The 15,979-nt window shown below is 44.0% G+C and carries 18 protein-coding genes; 10 read left to right on the plus strand and 8 right to left on the minus strand.

Features of this window, described 5'->3' with window-relative positions; genetic code table 11:
* Positions 1-63 precede the first annotated feature (63 nt).
* Both K7G75_RS13935 and K7G75_RS13940 read left to right on the plus strand, forming a co-directional pair.
* Entirely contained in the window at positions 64-777 is a 714-nt protein-coding gene (locus K7G75_RS13935) for a class I SAM-dependent methyltransferase (protein WP_222984846.1), read from the plus strand.
* 40 nt (positions 778-817) lie between these two features.
* Complete coding sequence (locus K7G75_RS13940) at positions 818-1,618, plus strand: hypothetical protein (RefSeq protein ID WP_222984847.1); 801 nt, start codon at positions 818-820, stop codon at positions 1,616-1,618.
* Positions 1,619-1,630: 12 nt separating this feature from the next.
* On the opposite strand, the gene K7G75_RS13945 is transcribed toward K7G75_RS13940, so the two are convergent.
* The gene (locus K7G75_RS13945) at positions 1,631-2,263 is read right to left on the minus strand and encodes a 7-carboxy-7-deazaguanine synthase QueE (RefSeq protein ID WP_222984848.1); all 633 of its coding nucleotides are present in this window, start codon (positions 2,261-2,263) and stop codon (positions 1,631-1,633) included.
* A gap of 99 nt (positions 2,264-2,362) precedes the next feature.
* Between K7G75_RS13945 and K7G75_RS13950 the strand changes: the two genes are divergently transcribed.
* Positions 2,363-3,037, plus strand: a complete 675-nt coding sequence (locus tag K7G75_RS13950) for a DUF4386 domain-containing protein (RefSeq protein WP_222984849.1) — start codon at positions 2,363-2,365, stop codon at positions 3,035-3,037.
* On the opposite strand, the gene K7G75_RS13955 is transcribed toward K7G75_RS13950, so the two are convergent.
* On the minus strand, positions 3,038-3,496 hold the full coding sequence (locus tag K7G75_RS13955; RefSeq protein ID WP_222984850.1) for a RidA family protein: 459 nt from the start codon (positions 3,494-3,496) through the stop codon (positions 3,038-3,040).
* Between the two features lie 56 nt (positions 3,497-3,552).
* On the opposite strand from K7G75_RS13955, the gene K7G75_RS13960 reads away from it, so the two are divergent.
* The 3 genes from K7G75_RS13960 (at position 3,553) to K7G75_RS13970 (ending at position 6,758) form a co-directional block, all read left to right on the plus strand.
* The gene (locus K7G75_RS13960) at positions 3,553-5,058 is read left to right on the plus strand and encodes a helicase HerA-like domain-containing protein (RefSeq protein ID WP_222984851.1); all 1,506 of its coding nucleotides are present in this window, start codon (positions 3,553-3,555) and stop codon (positions 5,056-5,058) included.
* A 114-nt stretch (positions 5,059-5,172) separates the two neighbouring features.
* Positions 5,173-5,724: a hypothetical protein gene (locus K7G75_RS13965; protein WP_222984852.1), complete on the plus strand. Its 552-nt coding sequence runs from the start codon at positions 5,173-5,175 to the stop codon at positions 5,722-5,724.
* A gap of 74 nt (positions 5,725-5,798) precedes the next feature.
* Complete coding sequence (locus K7G75_RS13970) at positions 5,799-6,758, plus strand: YybH family protein (protein ID WP_222984853.1); 960 nt, start codon at positions 5,799-5,801, stop codon at positions 6,756-6,758.
* Here K7G75_RS13970 and K7G75_RS13975 read toward each other — a convergent pair.
* Positions 6,755-7,177 (minus strand): winged helix-turn-helix transcriptional regulator, encoded by a 423-nt coding sequence (locus tag K7G75_RS13975; RefSeq protein WP_222984854.1) that lies wholly within the window; start codon positions 7,175-7,177, stop codon positions 6,755-6,757. The genes K7G75_RS13970 and K7G75_RS13975 overlap by 4 nt on opposite strands.
* Positions 7,178-7,273: 96 nt before the next feature.
* Here K7G75_RS13975 and K7G75_RS13980 point away from each other — a divergent pair, with 96 nt between their 5' ends.
* Complete coding sequence (locus K7G75_RS13980; RefSeq protein WP_222984855.1) at positions 7,274-8,113, plus strand: alpha/beta fold hydrolase; 840 nt, start codon at positions 7,274-7,276, stop codon at positions 8,111-8,113.
* A 33-nt stretch (positions 8,114-8,146) separates the two neighbouring features.
* Complete coding sequence (locus tag K7G75_RS13985; protein WP_222984856.1) at positions 8,147-8,569, plus strand: VOC family protein; 423 nt, start codon at positions 8,147-8,149, stop codon at positions 8,567-8,569.
* 2 nt (positions 8,570-8,571) lie between these two features.
* On the opposite strand, the gene K7G75_RS13990 is transcribed toward K7G75_RS13985, so the two are convergent.
* Positions 8,572-9,195 (minus strand): DUF2306 domain-containing protein, encoded by a 624-nt coding sequence (locus K7G75_RS13990; protein WP_222984857.1) that lies wholly within the window; start codon positions 9,193-9,195, stop codon positions 8,572-8,574.
* Positions 9,196-9,199: 4 nt separating this feature from the next.
* Positions 9,200-10,927: an alpha/beta hydrolase-fold protein gene (locus K7G75_RS13995; protein WP_222984858.1), complete on the minus strand. Its 1,728-nt coding sequence runs from the start codon at positions 10,925-10,927 to the stop codon at positions 9,200-9,202.
* A 150-nt stretch (positions 10,928-11,077) separates the two neighbouring features.
* Here K7G75_RS13995 and K7G75_RS14000 point away from each other — a divergent pair, with 150 nt between their 5' ends.
* Complete coding sequence (locus tag K7G75_RS14000) at positions 11,078-11,233, plus strand: hypothetical protein (protein ID WP_222984859.1); 156 nt, start codon at positions 11,078-11,080, stop codon at positions 11,231-11,233.
* On the opposite strand, the gene folD is transcribed toward K7G75_RS14000, so the two are convergent.
* From folD to K7G75_RS14015, 3 genes are all read right to left on the minus strand, one after another.
* Complete coding sequence (gene folD / locus K7G75_RS14005) at positions 11,230-12,114, minus strand: bifunctional methylenetetrahydrofolate dehydrogenase/methenyltetrahydrofolate cyclohydrolase FolD (RefSeq protein WP_222984860.1); 885 nt, start codon at positions 12,112-12,114, stop codon at positions 11,230-11,232. The genes K7G75_RS14000 and folD overlap by 4 nt on opposite strands.
* A gap of 70 nt (positions 12,115-12,184) precedes the next feature.
* The gene (ffh, locus tag K7G75_RS14010; protein ID WP_222984861.1) at positions 12,185-13,513 is read right to left on the minus strand and encodes a signal recognition particle protein; all 1,329 of its coding nucleotides are present in this window, start codon (positions 13,511-13,513) and stop codon (positions 12,185-12,187) included.
* Positions 13,514-13,612: 99 nt separating this feature from the next.
* Entirely contained in the window at positions 13,613-15,367 is a 1,755-nt protein-coding gene (locus K7G75_RS14015) for a hypothetical protein (RefSeq protein ID WP_222984862.1), read from the minus strand.
* Positions 15,368-15,481: 114 nt separating this feature from the next.
* Here K7G75_RS14015 and K7G75_RS14020 point away from each other — a divergent pair, with 114 nt between their 5' ends.
* Positions 15,482-15,979: an RNA polymerase sigma factor gene (locus K7G75_RS14020; RefSeq protein ID WP_222984863.1), complete on the plus strand. Its 498-nt coding sequence runs from the start codon at positions 15,482-15,484 to the stop codon at positions 15,977-15,979.

Raw genomic sequence — 15,979 nt, forward strand, 5'->3', positions numbered from 1 at the left:
AGAGATTCCAATTAAACCTTTATCTCCCATTAAAGTCACAACTTTGCATAATAACAGGCCGTAATGGAGGATGTGTTTGGAAAAGCCCTGATGGACTACCATGCCGGGAACTATACGGAAGACATTATAACCTTTTCTTCCTTGGATGAAAAGGACTGCATTCCGCTGCCCTATCTATTTAGGGATATAGGGGAAATGCCGGCTTTGGAACAAAAAGCCCTTGATCTTGCTCATGGAAAAGTACTGGATATTGGCTGTGGCGCAGGTAGCCATGCGCTATATCTGCAGGAAAAAGGATTGGAGGTCACCGCCTTGGATTCATCCGCTGGGGCTATTCATGTTTGCAAGAAAAGAGGTGTTGCCTCAACCAATAACCAATCCATTCTTGACTATGCCGAAGGAAGTTTTGATACCCTGTTGCTGTTGATGAATGGCATCGGCTTGGCAGGAAGTCTAAAAAATTTGGATGCTTTTTTAATGCATTTGGCTTCATTATTGCGTCCCAATGGACAAATACTGCTGGATTCCAGCGATATTATCTATATGTTTGAGCAAGAAGAGGATGGAGGGTACTGGATTCCATCCGATGTTGATTATTACGGCGAGGTAACCTTTGTTATGGAATATAAAAATCAAAAAACAGCTCCTTTTCCATGGCTTTATATAGATTATGATACCTTGCGGAATAAATGTTTGGCCAATAATCTATCATGCGAATTGATATTGTTGGGCCCACATTACGACTATTTGGCGAAACTAACTTTAAAAGAATACTAGAATCAAAAAACAGAACGTTCTACATTAATAGCTTGGAGGCATGAGAAAGAAAACCGCTATTTATTTGATTTTTACCATTGGTGTTTTGTTGGGTTGCTCCAGGGATTCCGATGTTACCTCCCCACAAAATTCAACGGGGAACAAATCGGCCAATCTTTTGGCCACAGGGGCATCAGCCAACGATATCCTTTCCAATTCAAATTTTGACCAATTGTTGATCGAGATTGCCTTTGTTCAGGGTTTCCGTCCCACGGATGAGGCCTTGACCAGCTTTGAGCTGTTTTTAAGGCAAAGGACTTTCAAACAAAACATTCAATTTACTTTCAATCAACTACCATCTCCCAATGAGGAAACACTTTTGCTGGACGAGATAGTGGAGCTTGAATCGGAAAACAGGACGGTTTACAATCAAGGCAATACCTTGGCCATATACATCTATTTTGCCGACGCTCCCGCAGATTCTGACGATGAAAGTGAAGGACTTGTCTCCCTAGGAGCTGTGTACAGGAACACTTCCATGGTAATATACGAAAAAACCATACGGGATTTGGTAGGCAACAGCACACTTGTTTCCGTTGCCGATGTAGAGGCCGCGACGCTCAATCACGAATGCGGTCACCTACTTGGTTTGGTCAATTTGGGAACAACACCAATAAACGACCACGAAGACCCAGAGGCCGAAAATCATTGCAATGTCCAAGGTTGTTTGATGCGTGCCGAACTTCAATTTGGTGGTGCCATGATGAAGGCAATGGAAACCAACACATCCAAAGGCATCGCTCCCATACCTACCTTAGATGCGGAGTGCCTATTGGACCTCCAAGGCAATGGAGGGCGCTGACAATTTTCTTTGTTAAGGAATATTGAGGTATTTGTGGGTCTGCAGGGAAACCTTCCATTTAGGATTTTTCATTACGTAGTCCACGATGAGGGGAACCATTTTATCCCTTACGCTCCACTCGGGCTGCAAATACAATATGCAATCCTTGCCCACTTTGGTGGCCTGCTCTTCTGCAAAAACAAAATCGTGCTTGTTGTACACGATTACCTTGAGCTCGTTGGCTTTTTTATGGATATCCCCAACTGGTAGCTTATTCTTTTTTGGTGAAAGACAAATCCAATCCCAGGTTCCGGTCAAGGGATAGGCTCCAGAAGTTTCTATATGGGTCTTCAGGGACCTTTCCTTCAGCCCCATTGTCAAAGGGCCCATATCCCAGGTCAATGGTTCACCACCGGTAACCACAATCGTATCCGAATGGCTGGCAGCGTTGTCGATAATGCTATGTATGGGCGTTGGTGGATGGGTCTCGGCATTCCAACTTTCCTTTACATCACACCAATGGCATCCTACATCACAACCCCCTACCCGTATAAAATAGGCGGCGGTCCCTTTGTGATATCCTTCGCCCTGAATGGTATAAAATTCCTCCATTAAGGGCAACATCAACCCTTTTTCCACCAAATCCATTACGTTTTCTGAAACCATGAGGCAAAGATAGGTATATGGCAAAAGAGCGGACAAACTATTTGGCAGGAAGTGGTAACAAATCTGCGGTAAATTCGTCTACTTCCTAAAATCATCCTTATGAAAAATAATAAATCCAAGGCCCGTATTGCGGGTTTGCTATATTTTATTGTAGTTATTGCTGGGATTTTTTCACTGATGTATGTTCCATCACAACTGATTGTATGGGACAGCGCACAACAAACCATGGAAAATATTCAAACCTCCGAAAGTCTGTTTCGGTTAGGAATATTGGCAGAGTCCATCAGCTTTACCGCTTTTTTGCTCCTTCCTTTGGTCCTTTACAGCTTACTAAGCAAGGTAAACAAGTCCTATGCCGTGGCCATGGTCGCCTTGGCACTGCCGAGCGTGCCTATTTTTTTTAGTGCTTTATTGAATAAATTCGCCTTGCTTTCAACCATCCATGGACCTGACAATCCAGCATGGTCCAAATCCGAACAGGTCATGTTCTACCTGCATCAATTTAACGATGGTAATCTTTTGGGTCAGAATTTTTGGGCTTTGTGGCTTTTTCCTTTGGGATACCTTGTTTTTAAATCTGGTTTTCTTCCAAAGTTGTTGGGTTACCTTCTTATGGTAGGAAGCATAGGTTACTACATAGATTTTTTGGGAAGAATAGCCATTCCCGATTATTCAGACTTCATTATAGCCGATTACATTACAATTCCTGCCAGCTTGGGAGAAATAGGAACCTGTCTTTGGTTGTTGGTCATGGGTGCCAAGGAGAAAGAATGACTATTTGATTGCCATTGCCTCAATCTCTATTTTGGCCCCTCTGGACAGACCACCGGCAGCAAAAGTGGTTCTGGCCGGTTTTTTTGTAAAGTGTTTGGAATAAACCTCATTAAAGGCTCCAAAATCGTCCATGGTGCTTAGGATAACAGTACATTTAACCACATTGTCCAACGTCATGCCATGTTGGGCCAAAACGGCCTCTATATTTTTAATGGCCTGCTCCGTTTCTGCCTGTATCCCTCCCTCAACGATGGTTCGCGTGGTATGGTCCATACCCAATTGACCAGCCAAAAAAAAGAGATTTCCAGCCTGGACCGCATCGCTGAAAGGGGAGTTTTGTTTCTTTACCTCATGCGATTTATGAAAAACAAGCTCCGTGTTCTCTTGGGCCGTGGAAGAAAAACCAAGTCCCAACGTCAAAACCAGCAGCAATATAAATTGAAAACGTTTCAGTTTCATAAGTGTGTTTTTAGATTTGCTTAAAATTACCCTATTTTTATCGGAAATTGAACGGAATGGACCGCAAAGAAAAATTCTTTGATCATATTGAAACGGGGTATACCACCAAAGGTGACTTCATTGCCATGGGTGCTGCTATGTTGGATGGTGAAACTGTGACCAACGCATTCGTAAAAGTGCCTCTGAAAACCTTGAATCGCCACGGTCTCATTGCGGGGGCCACCGGAACTGGTAAAACCAAGACGCTACAGGTACTTGCCGAGAACCTTTCCGAAAAAGGAATCCCTGTTTTGCTGATGGACCTAAAAGGTGATTTGAGCGGCATTGCACAACCCAGTCCCGGGCATCCCAAAATTGATGAACGCCACGAGAAAATCGGATTGTCTTTTGAAGCCAAAGGATTTCCTGTGGAAATTCTCTCCCTTTCAGAACAAGATGGTGTTCGGCTAAGGGCCACGGTCTCCGAATTCGGACCTGTTTTACTTTCCAGGATATTGGACCTAACCGTTACGCAGGAAGGTATTGTGGCCGTAGTTTTCAAATATTGTGATGACAACAAGCTGCCTTTGTTGGATTTAAAGGACTTCAAAAAAGTGCTGCAATATGCCACCGGAGAGGGGAAGAAGGAATTTCAAGATTCCTATGGCCGAATTTCCACAAGCTCCACGGGCACCATTCTCCGAAAAATTATTGAGTTGGAACAGCAAGGAGCCGACCTGTTCTTTGGGGAAAAGTCATTTGATGTTGAAGACTTGGTGCGCATTGATGAAAACGGAATGGGATATGTGAACATCATTCGATTGACAGACATTCAGGACCGGCCCAAACTTTTTTCCACCTTTATGCTGAGTCTATTGGCTGAAATTTATTCCACTTTCCCGGAGCAAGGCGATAGTGACAGGCCTGAGTTGATCCTCTTTATCGACGAGGCACACCTGATTTTTGACAATGCCTCCAAAGCGCTCTTGGATCAGATTGAGAGCATCGTCAAATTGATTCGTTCCAAAGGAATCGGGCTATATTTTGTTACCCAAAATCCAACCGATGTGCCGGACGATGTTTTGGCGCAACTGGGACTAAAAGTTCAGCACGCCCTTCGGGCATTTACTGCAAAAGACCGAAAAGCGATAAAACTGACCGCTGAGAACTACCCAATCTCGGAATTTTACGATACCAAGGAAATACTCACCTCTTTGGGCATCGGCGAGGCACTGATATCTGCCTTGGATGAAAAGGGCAGGCCAACTCCCTTGGCGGCTACCCTGCTTCGGGCGCCCATGAGCCGCATGGATGTGTTGACAGATTCCGAATTAAAGGATGTTATCGGCAAATCCAAACTGGTGAAGAAGTACAACGAGGAAATTGACCGTGAAAGTGCCTACGAAATTCTGGACAAAAAAATTGAAAAGGCGGAAAAGGAAGCTGAAAAAGAACAAGGGACAACATCCAGAAGAAGCACCTCAACCCGACGCAGTACCCGAATGAACCCGGTGGTAAAAGTGCTTACCAGTGCCACCTTTATCCGTGGGGTACTCGGTGTGCTTAAGAAAGTGATTCGTTGACAGTCGCTAACCGAGATTTAATCTAATACGGACATCATATTTCATCTGTTTGTTTGCAGAAATATTTCCAAAGGACCATAATAAGAAACATTGCAAATTCATTTTAACCATCCAATGAAAAAATCCTTTCGTACCAACCTATATTTGGTTTTATTTGTTTTGATGGTGAGCTGTTCAAAAACGGACACCACCTTCCTTATTACTGAACAAAGTGTTGGCCCTTTGCATAAGTCCACTCCAATTACCGACCTAGAAACGGTTTTTGTTGGGGATTCCATTGTGCGAGACACGGCACGCTTAAAACTGGGCGGAAAAACAAAAAAGATCAAGGTTTTTGAAAAAGGTGGGGAACACCTTTTGACCCTTACCCCTTCCGCTGACAGTATTCCGACCATTGAAAATATCAGGATTTTTGATGTCCGCTACCAAACCGACAAAGGCATCGGCCTGGCAAGCACTTTTGGGGATATCCAAAAGAACTATTCCATAAAAAAAATTGTGACCACCTTAAACAGTGTTGTCATTTTTCCAAAGGAAAGCAGCTTGTATTTTACCATCGACAAGGAAGAACTTCCCACCAATCTCCGCTATACCACATCCAATATTGAGGCCGTGCAGATTCCGGCAACGGCCAAAACCAAATATTTGATGATAGGCTGGGAATAGCCCAATCGTTAACAAATGCATAAAGGCGGTAAATCTTAGGAGGTATTTGGTTAATTTGGGGAAAAACCAACCCAATGAAAAAACCGCTCTTGTTTCTATTCTTGTTTCCTTTCGCAATGGTAGCACAGTATGATTACGAGCCGTCCCAAGAACATCCCTATGGACTCCCCAATCCGGAAGCTCCCTCAGCGCTTTTGGACTTTGCACCAATGATCGGGGAATGCCAGTGTAAATCGGAGACCCGAAATCCCGATCAGACCTGGGCAGCTCCGGTGGATATGGTTTGGCGTTTCAAATATATCATGAACGGTATGGGAATCCAGGATGAAACCTTAAAGGAAGACGGTACCTATTCGGGAAGTATCCGGCAATTCATCCCTGACAGCACAAGATGGTACGTACACTATTATAGCCATCCAAGGCCATCCACTACCCTTCCGACCTGGGAGGGAAAAAAGACGGAAGATGGAAAAATAGTGCTCTATCGGGAACAGCAAGCACCAAATGGAATGGAAGGCTTTTTTCGACTTACCTTTTATGATATGGATGAAAATGGATTCAAATGGGTCGGTGAATGGGTGGATAAATCAGAATCCGTGGTGTTCCCGACATGGAGGATTGACTGCTCCAATGGTAAAATATCGAAAAACAACAAATTAGAAAAAGAACGCATACTAGAGGCTACACGCATTTTTTCAAAAGCCTACATGAATGGGGACTATGAAACCATTGCCAATAGCTACACCATGGATGGCAAGATTTTTCCGAACAATGCGGATATCATCTCAGGAAGACAGGCCATTAAGGAACGATGGATGCAGGGTGCAGGGGCCAAAATACTGCACCATGAAATTCAGCCACTGGAAATTAAATTTTTTGGGGATTATGCCCATGATTATGGCTACTTTCAGGGAAAAACCGAACGAAAAGACGGTTCTGTGGTCGACTGGAAGGGCAAATATGTGGTCATATGGAAAAAAGAGGATGGCAACTGGAAAATGTACCTCGACATCTGGAACCGAATCAGTGATTAAAGCAATCCGTATTTCTCTCGGTTTGCCAACACTTTTGGACTGTTGGCCTGCATCCATTCGGTCAGTTCCAAGAGTTTTTCCACATAGGTTTGTCCAAAATCCGTTAGGCTATATTCCACCCTCACTGGCACCTCGTTAAATGCTTCTCGGGAAATGTATCCATCCGCTTCCAACACTTTCAATCGCTGGCTCAGTACCTTATTGGAAATCCCGTAGACATATTTTTTGAGCTTGTTGAATCTCAAAACATGGAAATAACCCAACCAAAGAAGGATCAAGGTGCTCCATTGATCCGATGCCACGGACATCACATCCCGAACCGGGCAAAGCTCGGGGGGATTCCTATAATCAATGTGCCCAAACATTTTTTCCAATTTTCTGGCCATTCTAAACTTCTGATTTTCAACAACGGTTTCCATGATTATACTTAGTATGGGGTTAGGGACCTCTTTTTTGTTACAAAATGAATGTGTATTTTAGTTTCCAATAAAGAGTAAGTTACAAAAAGTAACCATATGAAAAAACTCCTGACCAAAATAGTTCCGTTGATCTATGGCCAATTTTTTAACCTATATGCCTTTTTTGCCCCTCAAAAAGCCGCTCATTCCGCCTTTACGCTCTTTTGCAAGATCCGAAAAGGCCGTGTTTTGCCTCAGCAGGAATCCTTTCTTGAAACTGCAAAATTTGACATAGAGGAGGTTTCCGGCCACAAACTGCAATCTTACAGGTGGGAAGGACGCAGGGAAACGGTACTTTTGGTGCATGGCTGGGAAAGCAATGCGTTTCGATGGCGAAATCTTATCAAAAAACTCAAGGAAGCCGATTTCAATGTAATTGCCTTTGATGCCCCAGCCCATGGATATTCTTCTGGAAAGCTGCTTTATGTACCCCTGTACGAGGAAACGGTGCACCACATGGTAAAAAAGTATGATCCAAAATTCATTATTGGACATTCGGTAGGTGGAATGACGCTGATCTACAACGAATACAAGAATCCAAATCCACAAGTAGAAAAAATGGTCATTATCGGGGCTCCTTCGGAGTTTCATGAAATAATGGAACACTACCAGGATCTTTTGAAATTCAACAACAGGGTGATGCAGGCCTTGGATGACTATGTTTTTAACCGGTTTGGATTTCGCATCCATGACTTTTCTGCATCCAAATACGCGGAGAGCAACAAGAAGAAAGGGCTTATTTTCCATGATCGTTTTGATGCCATTGCCCCGTACCATGCCTCGGTGGCCGTGCACAAAAAATGGAAGAACAGCGAGTTGGTCACCACGGAAGGACTGGGCCATTCCATGCACCAAGAACAGGTAAACGAACAGATCATTTCTTTTTTGGAAGCTTAACAAAGAAGTTCTACTTTTCAAAAAAAAACAGTCATGCAAACGATAACCCCTTTCCATATTGCCATTCCGGTGCATAACCTGGACGAGTGCAGAACTTTTTATCGGGAAGTTTTAGCATGCGAAGAGGGCAGAAGCAGTGACCACTGGGTAGATTTCAACCTTTTTGGACATCAATTGGTTATTCATTACAAACCAAAATCAGCGGAAGATTTGCATACCAATCCGGTGGATGGCAAAAATGTGCCTGTCCCACACTACGGGGTGGTGCTTCCGTGGGATGTGTTCCAATCATTCTCGAAAGAATTGAAAGAAAAGGGAGTTACTTTTATCATTGAGCCCTACATCCGATTTAAGGGCGAGGTTGGTGAGCAAGCCACCATGTTTTTTTTAGATCCTGCCGGCAATGCATTGGAATTCAAAGCTTTCAAGGATATGGGGCAGTTATTCGCAAAATAACTTCAGTCTATGGTAAGGCCTTTTTTGCGCACCCACAGATGGGCAAAAACCATATTGGGAACCCAGCATAGCCAAGCCACTATTTTGTACGCAATCAAAAATTCGCCAAAGGCCATGGTCAAAAGTGGCAACCAGATTCTTAATGTTACCGCTGCAAAACAGGCGGCGTAACTGTAGATCATCATGCCCTGATGCAGGGATAAATCCTTTTTTCTTATGGCGATATAGGCTTTGCCGGTAGTAAAAAGCCAAATCAATCCAAGTAAAATGAAGCCCAAAGAGGAGATAAATCCACCTGTGGCAAAAAAGCCAATATACACCGCACAAATTCCACTCACGGCTACCGATAAAACATACACCTTTCCCAAAGTACGGTGCAATGCCAGGTTCTTGGACCTGATCTTTTTACTGAATTGGGACCAACCTGTGAGCAAAGCCAAACCTCCGAAGGAGATATGCCCATAAAATCCTATTTGCCAAATGGTACTCGTCAGAATTTCCTGGGATTTACTTGCCAATAGCCCAGCATCTTCTGGCATGATAAGATACATTGCAGGATATAGTCCGATAAAGATGGCCAAAGTGACGAACGCAATCCACGCTATTTTGTTTCTGGTACGACCCATATTGTTATTTATATCTCCAACTGGTTAAATCTGCATTCTTCGGGGCGCTTTCCGATATGCGCTTCATGATTTTGGGCACATACATGCTATTATACCGAAAGCGGCTAATATGGTTCGGGAGTTCCGGATCACCGTTCCAGCAATGTTCCGCTCTATCGCCATACAGGACCTCGCCATCGTAATAGGGATCTGTGGTGTTTTCCAGAAAGTCTTCCATCAAATAAACGGCATTGTTCAAGTAATAGTTGTCCATATCGCCACAGTAGATATGAATTTTACCCTTCAATTTTTCTCCCAATTTATCCCAATCCCTTTCCAAAATATACCTAAGATCGTAGTTTTCTTTCCAATATTCGGCCACTTTTGGATTGATCTCTCCGGTCGTTTTGTCCCAAATCCGTTCTGGGTAGCCATCTTTTCCCTGGGGTGAATAGGTGGCCTCCCAAATATCCCATTGTTGGCCAGATCGGGATTTTGTGCCCAAAACAAGTTCCAATTGGTTATATTCCCTTGCAGTGGTCTGAACATGGCCCAGGTAGTCGCGGTGCGCGGGAACTTCCAGAGGTTTGTGCTCGCTATCGTAATAATATGCATTCTTGTCCTCATAAATGTTGGTGAGGCAATATGCCCTAAAATCGATGGGGTCCGGACAGGCCGCAAAGCACCCATTGTATTCCTCAGGATATTTAACCTGAACGGCCAGGGCCTCCCAGCCTCCCGTGGAGCCGCCGTACAAAAACCGGGACCATCCTTCGCCGATACCCCTGAACTCTTTTTCAATGTATGGGATCAGTTCATGCGTGATCGCATCGCCATATGGACCCTGATTGGCCGAGTTCACGGCATAGGAATCATCATAGTACGGGGTGGGATGCTGTATCTCGATAATCAAAAATCGAGGGAAATCCGGTTCGTTCCACCGCTTGTAAAAGTCGTAGGCCTCTTGTTGCTGGATGATATTGTAACCTTCCACATCAAAACGTGCCGAGTATTCCGGTTCTAGATTCGGATCCGGTGGAGTGGTCCTGAACCCTCCAAAGTCGTCTGGAAAATGGCCATGGAAAATCATCAAGGGATAGTGAGCCTCTTGATGCTCTTCAAAACCTTTGGGAAGTAGAATATGGGCTCCCAAATACATGTCCCTGCCCCAAAACTCACTGAGCTTTTCAGATTTGATCTTCACATGCTTTATCCACTCGGTATCCTTAGGTTCCGAGATGGGCGGAATAACCTTTTCCATGGCCACCCTAACATTACGGATTCCATTTTCATCTATATTGATCTTAAAGGGCTCGCTATAAAGATTTCCCGGAGATCTGTTCCATTGCTGTCCCTCACCATTATCCATAGGCAGCTTCACGGTATGGCCGGTAGCCAAATTAAAGGTCTCGTAGGTGTGCAACAATGCCTGCACGTAGTACTCCCCTGCTGGGATATCGCTTAAGCTTTCATAGGGAAATCCGAGAACGGCATCATCAAAAACGATTTCTTCGCCCGGATTCATACCTTCAACGTCCACACCAAAGATCAATTGGGTATGTAACCTCGCATTTATCTGAAAGCGTGGTTCATTGTCATTATTTGTCGAAAGCATTAGAAGCAACCTACCGTCCAAGGCCATTTCACTTGCTTCTTCTGTAAACAAAACGGAAATCTGGTTTTGGTTTTCCTTTTTTGTACATGCTCCCAACAATGTAACCAAAAGAAGGGTCAGTTTTATCTGGATTTTCATAGTGTTATCTGGTTTGAATGAAAAAGATAGTGAATTTAAATTTCGATTCAAACGAAATCTATTTTGATCTTTATCCTATACTATTTTGGATGTTGGAAACGTTATCAATTGGAAATCAAATGGGTATGATACCTACTAAATTACCAGATGATGAAAACCATTCTCCTTTTGATCAGCTTGATATTTACCTTGCTCGCTGTTACCAGTTGCACCAACGATGAAGGTGAAAACGATCTCGATTTTATTTCTCCCGATGAGGAGGAACAGCTCGCTTTGCTGGAAACAGAAACCAAAAACGCGGATTAATTGCCTGCCTTGTGCCTTTCGCGGGCCAACAAGGTGTTTTTGAGCAACATGGCAATGGTCATTGGGCCCACGCCACCGGGCACAGGTGTTATATAGGACGCTTTTTTGCCCACATTTTCAAAATCGACATCTCCGGTGATGTAATACCCCCTTTCCCGGGTGTCATCCGGTACACGGGTTATGCCCACATCTATGACCACTACATCTTCTTTTACCATATCGGCTTTCAAGAAATTGGGTACGCCCAAAGCGGAAACTATAATGTCAGCCTGCAATGTAAGGGTCTTTAAATCGTGGGTTCGGCTATGGGTAAGGGTTACGGTGGCATTGGCTGTTTTTCCCTTTTGGCTTAAAAGTATGCTGATGGGTCTTCCCACAATATGGCTACGGCCAATGACCACAGCATGTTTTCCTTGGGTATCGATATCATATCTGCGTAGCAGTTCCATAATCCCAAAGGGCGTGGCGGGTATAAATGATTCCATGTCCAGGGCCATTTTTCCAAAATTGGCAGGATGGAATCCATCTACATCCTTATTGGGATCTACGGCCATCAGGACCTTTTGCTCATCGATATGCTTGGGCAATGGAAGTTGCACAATGTAGCCGTCTATATCGGGATTTTGGTTCAAGTTTTCGACCTGTTTCAACAGTGCTTCCTCGGTAGTTTCTTCTGGAAGATGTATCAAGGTGGATTGAAACCCTATTTTTTCGCAGGAGCGTACTTTACTGCCCACGTAGGTGAGGCTGGCACCATCATTACCGACGAGAACAGCTGCCAAATGGGGCACTTTTTCTCCCCGCTCCTTCATCTGCCTTACCTCAACGGCTATTTCTTCCTTTATTTGGTTTGATATTTTTTTCCCGTCGAGGATTTCCATATGTGCTCAGGTTTTAAAAAGGGTTATAGGAATCAAGAATATTTATCCCACTCATCAAACATCCAACAAACTATCTCATGTTCTGCATCATCTGCATCATTTTTTTACCGCCACCGCCTTGCATCATCTTCATCATCTTGCTCATTTGGTCAAATTGCTTCAACAGTTGGTTCACTTCTTGGACGGAAGTGCCGCTTCCCAATGCGATTCGTTTTTTACGGCTTGCGTTCAATTTGGATGGGTTGGACCGCTCGTCCGGGGTCATGGAATGGATAATGGCCTCAATATGTTTGAATGCGTCATCGTCCACATCCAGTCCCTTAAGGGCTTTCCCCGCTCCGGGTATCATGCCAATAAGGTCCTTCATGTTGCCCATTTTCTTTATTTGCTGAATTTGGCTCAGGAAATCATCAAACCCAAAACGGTTCTTGGCAATTTTCTTTTGGATTCTCCGGGCCTGTTCCTCGTCAAACTGTTCTTGGGCACGTTCCACAAGGGATACCACATCTCCCATTCCCAAAATACGGTCGGCCATCCTTGAGGGATGGAACACATCGATAGCCTCCATCTTTTCGCCGGTCCCGATGAACTTGATGGGCTTATCCACAACTGATCTGATGGAAATGGCCGCACCCCCCCGGGTATCACCATCCAGTTTGGTAAGGATGACGCCGTCAAAATTCAATACATCATTAAAGGCTTTTGCCGTGTTCACGGCATCTTGTCCAGTCATGGCGTCTACCACGAAAAGGGTTTCTTGCGGTGAAACAGCCTTATGGATATTGGCAATTTCGGTCATCATCTGCTCATCCACTGCCAAACGGCCTGCGGTATCCACAATAACCACGTTTGCACCAATCGCTTTGGCATGCTTGATCCCTGCCTGTGCTATGGCAACGGGGTCGTTGTTTTCCCTATCGGAATACACCTCGGCGCCAATCTGTTCCCCAACAATATGTAATTGGTCAATCGCTGCCGGACGGTATACATCACACGCGACCAAAAGTGGCTTTTTGCTTTTCTTGTTCTTAAGATAGCCTGCAAGCTTACCGGAAAAGGTGGTTTTACCGGAACCCTGCAGTCCCGACATCAAGATTACGGAAGGATTTCCTGACAAGTCGATTTCCTCGGCTTCCCCACCCATCAGTTGGGTAAGTTCATCCTTTACGATCTTGACCATGAGCTGGCCCGGTTGCAAAGTCGTCAATACATTCTGGCCTAGGGCCTTTTCTTTTACCCTATTGGTGAATTCCTTGGCAATCTTAAAGTTTACGTCGGCATCCAGTAGGGCCCTGCGGACCTCTTTTAGGGTCTCCGCAACATTTATTTCCGTAATCTGTCCATGTCCCTTGAGGACGTGGAGCGCTTTATCCAGCTTTTCACTTAAGTTATCGAACATGGGCGTTCTTCATTTTAGAGGGACAAATTTAAGAATAATAAAAAAGAAAAGGACGGCTTTGGGGAGAGCCGTCCTTTTCAACAAAAAATGGGGAAAATCCTATAGTTTTTCGAAAACCAATATTTCCAATGTGCCATCTCCACTTTCGTTCCTCAGCTCGATTCTGGAGGAGGAAACTTCAACTATCTTCCAGTCTTCCGTCAACCCGCCAAGGTTGTCGTTGGTGTCAAAATTGATGTAGAATTTCAATCCTTCCTCAGAGTCCCTAAGTATTCTCCACAAACCGGCGGCGATTGGGTCATCGTTTATGGAAACCTCTACTTGGTGCATGGTGGAGAAGTTAAAATCCATATCCACAAACTGGGAGGTCAAATCCATCTCACCTTCTTGGTATAGGGCTATGTTCCAAGGTCCACCAAGCATAATGTTCCTAATTTCGGTCACATCTCCATCACCGGCACTGTCATCACAAACGCGTAGCAAAACCAATTCGTGGCCCGTTGCCTCAACCTCAAATCTCAATCTGGTATCAAAAAGGTCTCTCAAGGGCCAATCAAAGCTTACCCCTGGCTCATCCTGAATAGTAATCAAAAGGGACAGAACCTGCTCGCTGTTGAGTCCAACCTCCCAAGTTCCTTCCAGCGTGGAGATTCCATTACTTAGCGTAACCAGACCCTCTGGCATAAACTTGAACTCGTACCCAAGAAGTCGCTCGATTTCTTCACCTTGGTTTATCACTTTCTTGATGATCCACTCACATTCTTTCAGGATTTCCCTTAAAGCGCTGATATCGGTCTCACCACCCTCGCAAAGTTGCTTCATGATTATCTTGTTGCCGCCTTCAGCATATAATTTTATGGTGTGCTCACCAATTTCGTATACCAACCATTCCAAGTTGAAGTCAACCAGTGTATCAAACTCAAGGGTCAATAGTGGACCATGATCTGTGAAACGTGCACTCCATGTTCCATTAAGTACGTTTCCAGCACGATCTTTTACGGTAACCCCTCCATCCTCGGTAAAGGTCATTAGGTATTCAAAGTACTGATCTGTGTTGTTTACATTATCACGAACCACTTCTTGAACCAACCAAGGGCACTCGGTCAGGCAGAAATCAAAACGTTCTTCATCAAAATCATCATCGTTGTAATCGTTGTCATCGTCCTCATCACATTCGTCCTTTGCATTTTCCAGGGCCATGGCCAATTCACCATTGCTGTCAACCACGATCTCGGTCCCATCAAACTTTTTCAAGGTTAGGGGAAAATCAATACTGATCAGATCATTTTCATCAAGTTCTTCAAAAAACTTTCTCAACTGCTCGTCACTTTCTACCAACACCTCTCCGGTTTGCTGTTCGTTGATGTCGAATGTGAACAGGGTAATTGGGTAAACGAAGTCAATACACTCAATGTCATCATCCCCTCCACCTTCAAGACACTCTTCGGCCAATTGTATTAACCTTTCTTTGTTCTCAATGACGATTTCGGAGAAATCGGCCAAAGTAATTGTAATGGGGAAAAGGAAGTTCAGAACGTCCACATCATCATCCAGCTCATCAAATATTTCTTCAATGGTGTGAAGGTCTTCCCTAGAATCTATGATAATCTCAATTCCATTGGCTTCGACGGTATAGGGGAACTGCACTGCAAAGCAGCTTGCACCGTCTACTATGTTATCAAAAGAACCATCATTGGAAGATGTTTTCTGGATCAATTCCGCTGTTGAGGAATTGGCAGTGATTGTTTCTTGTTGATCACCGTTTATCTCCTCAAACTCTGACTGACAAGCGATAAAATTTAAGGAAATAGCTAAAAAACCTACGTATACAAGGTTGTTTATAAACTTTTTCATAACGAATTTGGATTTTGGGGTTAATTTTCATGGTTAGAACAACCCTTGAATAAAAAACCCTACTTTTTCTTATTTTTTTTCAAATATCTTTGGGTCCAGAACAATCCTGCGCCCATGGACAATGTATGTGAGGAACAAGTCTTCAACACTATTTTTAGATCTAACTCTAAAACGATCTTTAACTATATCTATTATAAGTTCGGCAATAAGGAGAAGGCACATGATGCTGTGCAGGAGGCTTTTGTGAAGTTATGGGAGAATTGTGGCAAGGTAACCCCTGAAAAAGCAAAGTCCTTTGTTTATAAGGTGGCCAATAATATTTCCTTGAACATGATCAAGGCAGAAAAGATAAGGTTGAACTACGCCAAGAACACAAACGAAGGTTCCAGCGAATCCCCTGAATTTTTATTGGAAGAAAAGGAATTCCAGCAAAAACTGGAAAATGCCTTGGGGGCCTTACCAGAAAATCAACGGACAACATTCTTGCTGAACCGGATCGATGGAAAAAAATATGCAGAGATTGCAGAAATGGAAGGGGTAAGTGTCAAGGCAATTGAAAAGCGAATGCATTTGGCGTTGAAAAGTTTGCGGGAAAAAATTGATGGCATATGA

The sequence above is a fragment of the Flagellimonas meishanensis genome, from assembly GCF_019880545.1.
Lineage (GTDB): Bacteria > Bacteroidota > Bacteroidia > Flavobacteriales > Flavobacteriaceae > Flagellimonas > Flagellimonas meishanensis.

Bases quoted from the DNA above. Each gene is read 5' to 3' on its own strand.
- K7G75_RS13935 (WP_222984846.1), top strand. From the start codon at position 64: ATGGAGGATGTGTTTGGAAAAGCCCTGATGGACTACCATGCCGGGAAC.
- K7G75_RS13940 (WP_222984847.1), top strand. From the start codon at position 818: ATGAGAAAGAAAACCGCTATTTATTTGATTTTTACCATTGGTGTTTTG.
- K7G75_RS13945 (WP_222984848.1), bottom strand. From the start codon at position 2,263: ATGGTTTCAGAAAACGTAATGGATTTGGTGGAAAAAGGGTTGATGTTG.
- K7G75_RS13950 (WP_222984849.1), top strand. From the start codon at position 2,363: ATGAAAAATAATAAATCCAAGGCCCGTATTGCGGGTTTGCTATATTTT.
- K7G75_RS13955 (WP_222984850.1), bottom strand. From the start codon at position 3,496: ATGAAACTGAAACGTTTTCAATTTATATTGCTGCTGGTTTTGACGTTG.
- K7G75_RS13960 (WP_222984851.1), top strand. From the start codon at position 3,553: ATGGACCGCAAAGAAAAATTCTTTGATCATATTGAAACGGGGTATACC.
- K7G75_RS13965 (WP_222984852.1), top strand. From the start codon at position 5,173: ATGAAAAAATCCTTTCGTACCAACCTATATTTGGTTTTATTTGTTTTG.
- K7G75_RS13970 (WP_222984853.1), top strand. From the start codon at position 5,799: ATGAAAAAACCGCTCTTGTTTCTATTCTTGTTTCCTTTCGCAATGGTA.
- K7G75_RS13975 (WP_222984854.1), bottom strand. From the start codon at position 7,177: ATGGAAACCGTTGTTGAAAATCAGAAGTTTAGAATGGCCAGAAAATTG.
- K7G75_RS13980 (WP_222984855.1), top strand. From the start codon at position 7,274: ATGAAAAAACTCCTGACCAAAATAGTTCCGTTGATCTATGGCCAATTT.
- K7G75_RS13985 (WP_222984856.1), top strand. From the start codon at position 8,147: ATGCAAACGATAACCCCTTTCCATATTGCCATTCCGGTGCATAACCTG.
- K7G75_RS13990 (WP_222984857.1), bottom strand. From the start codon at position 9,195: ATGGGTCGTACCAGAAACAAAATAGCGTGGATTGCGTTCGTCACTTTG.
- K7G75_RS13995 (WP_222984858.1), bottom strand. From the start codon at position 10,927: ATGAAAATCCAGATAAAACTGACCCTTCTTTTGGTTACATTGTTGGGA.
- K7G75_RS14000 (WP_222984859.1), top strand. From the start codon at position 11,078: ATGAAAACCATTCTCCTTTTGATCAGCTTGATATTTACCTTGCTCGCT.
- folD (WP_222984860.1), bottom strand. From the start codon at position 12,114: ATGGAAATCCTCGACGGGAAAAAAATATCAAACCAAATAAAGGAAGAA.
- ffh (WP_222984861.1), bottom strand. From the start codon at position 13,513: ATGTTCGATAACTTAAGTGAAAAGCTGGATAAAGCGCTCCACGTCCTC.
- K7G75_RS14015 (WP_222984862.1), bottom strand. From the start codon at position 15,367: ATGAAAAAGTTTATAAACAACCTTGTATACGTAGGTTTTTTAGCTATT.
- K7G75_RS14020 (WP_222984863.1), top strand. From the start codon at position 15,482: ATGGACAATGTATGTGAGGAACAAGTCTTCAACACTATTTTTAGATCT.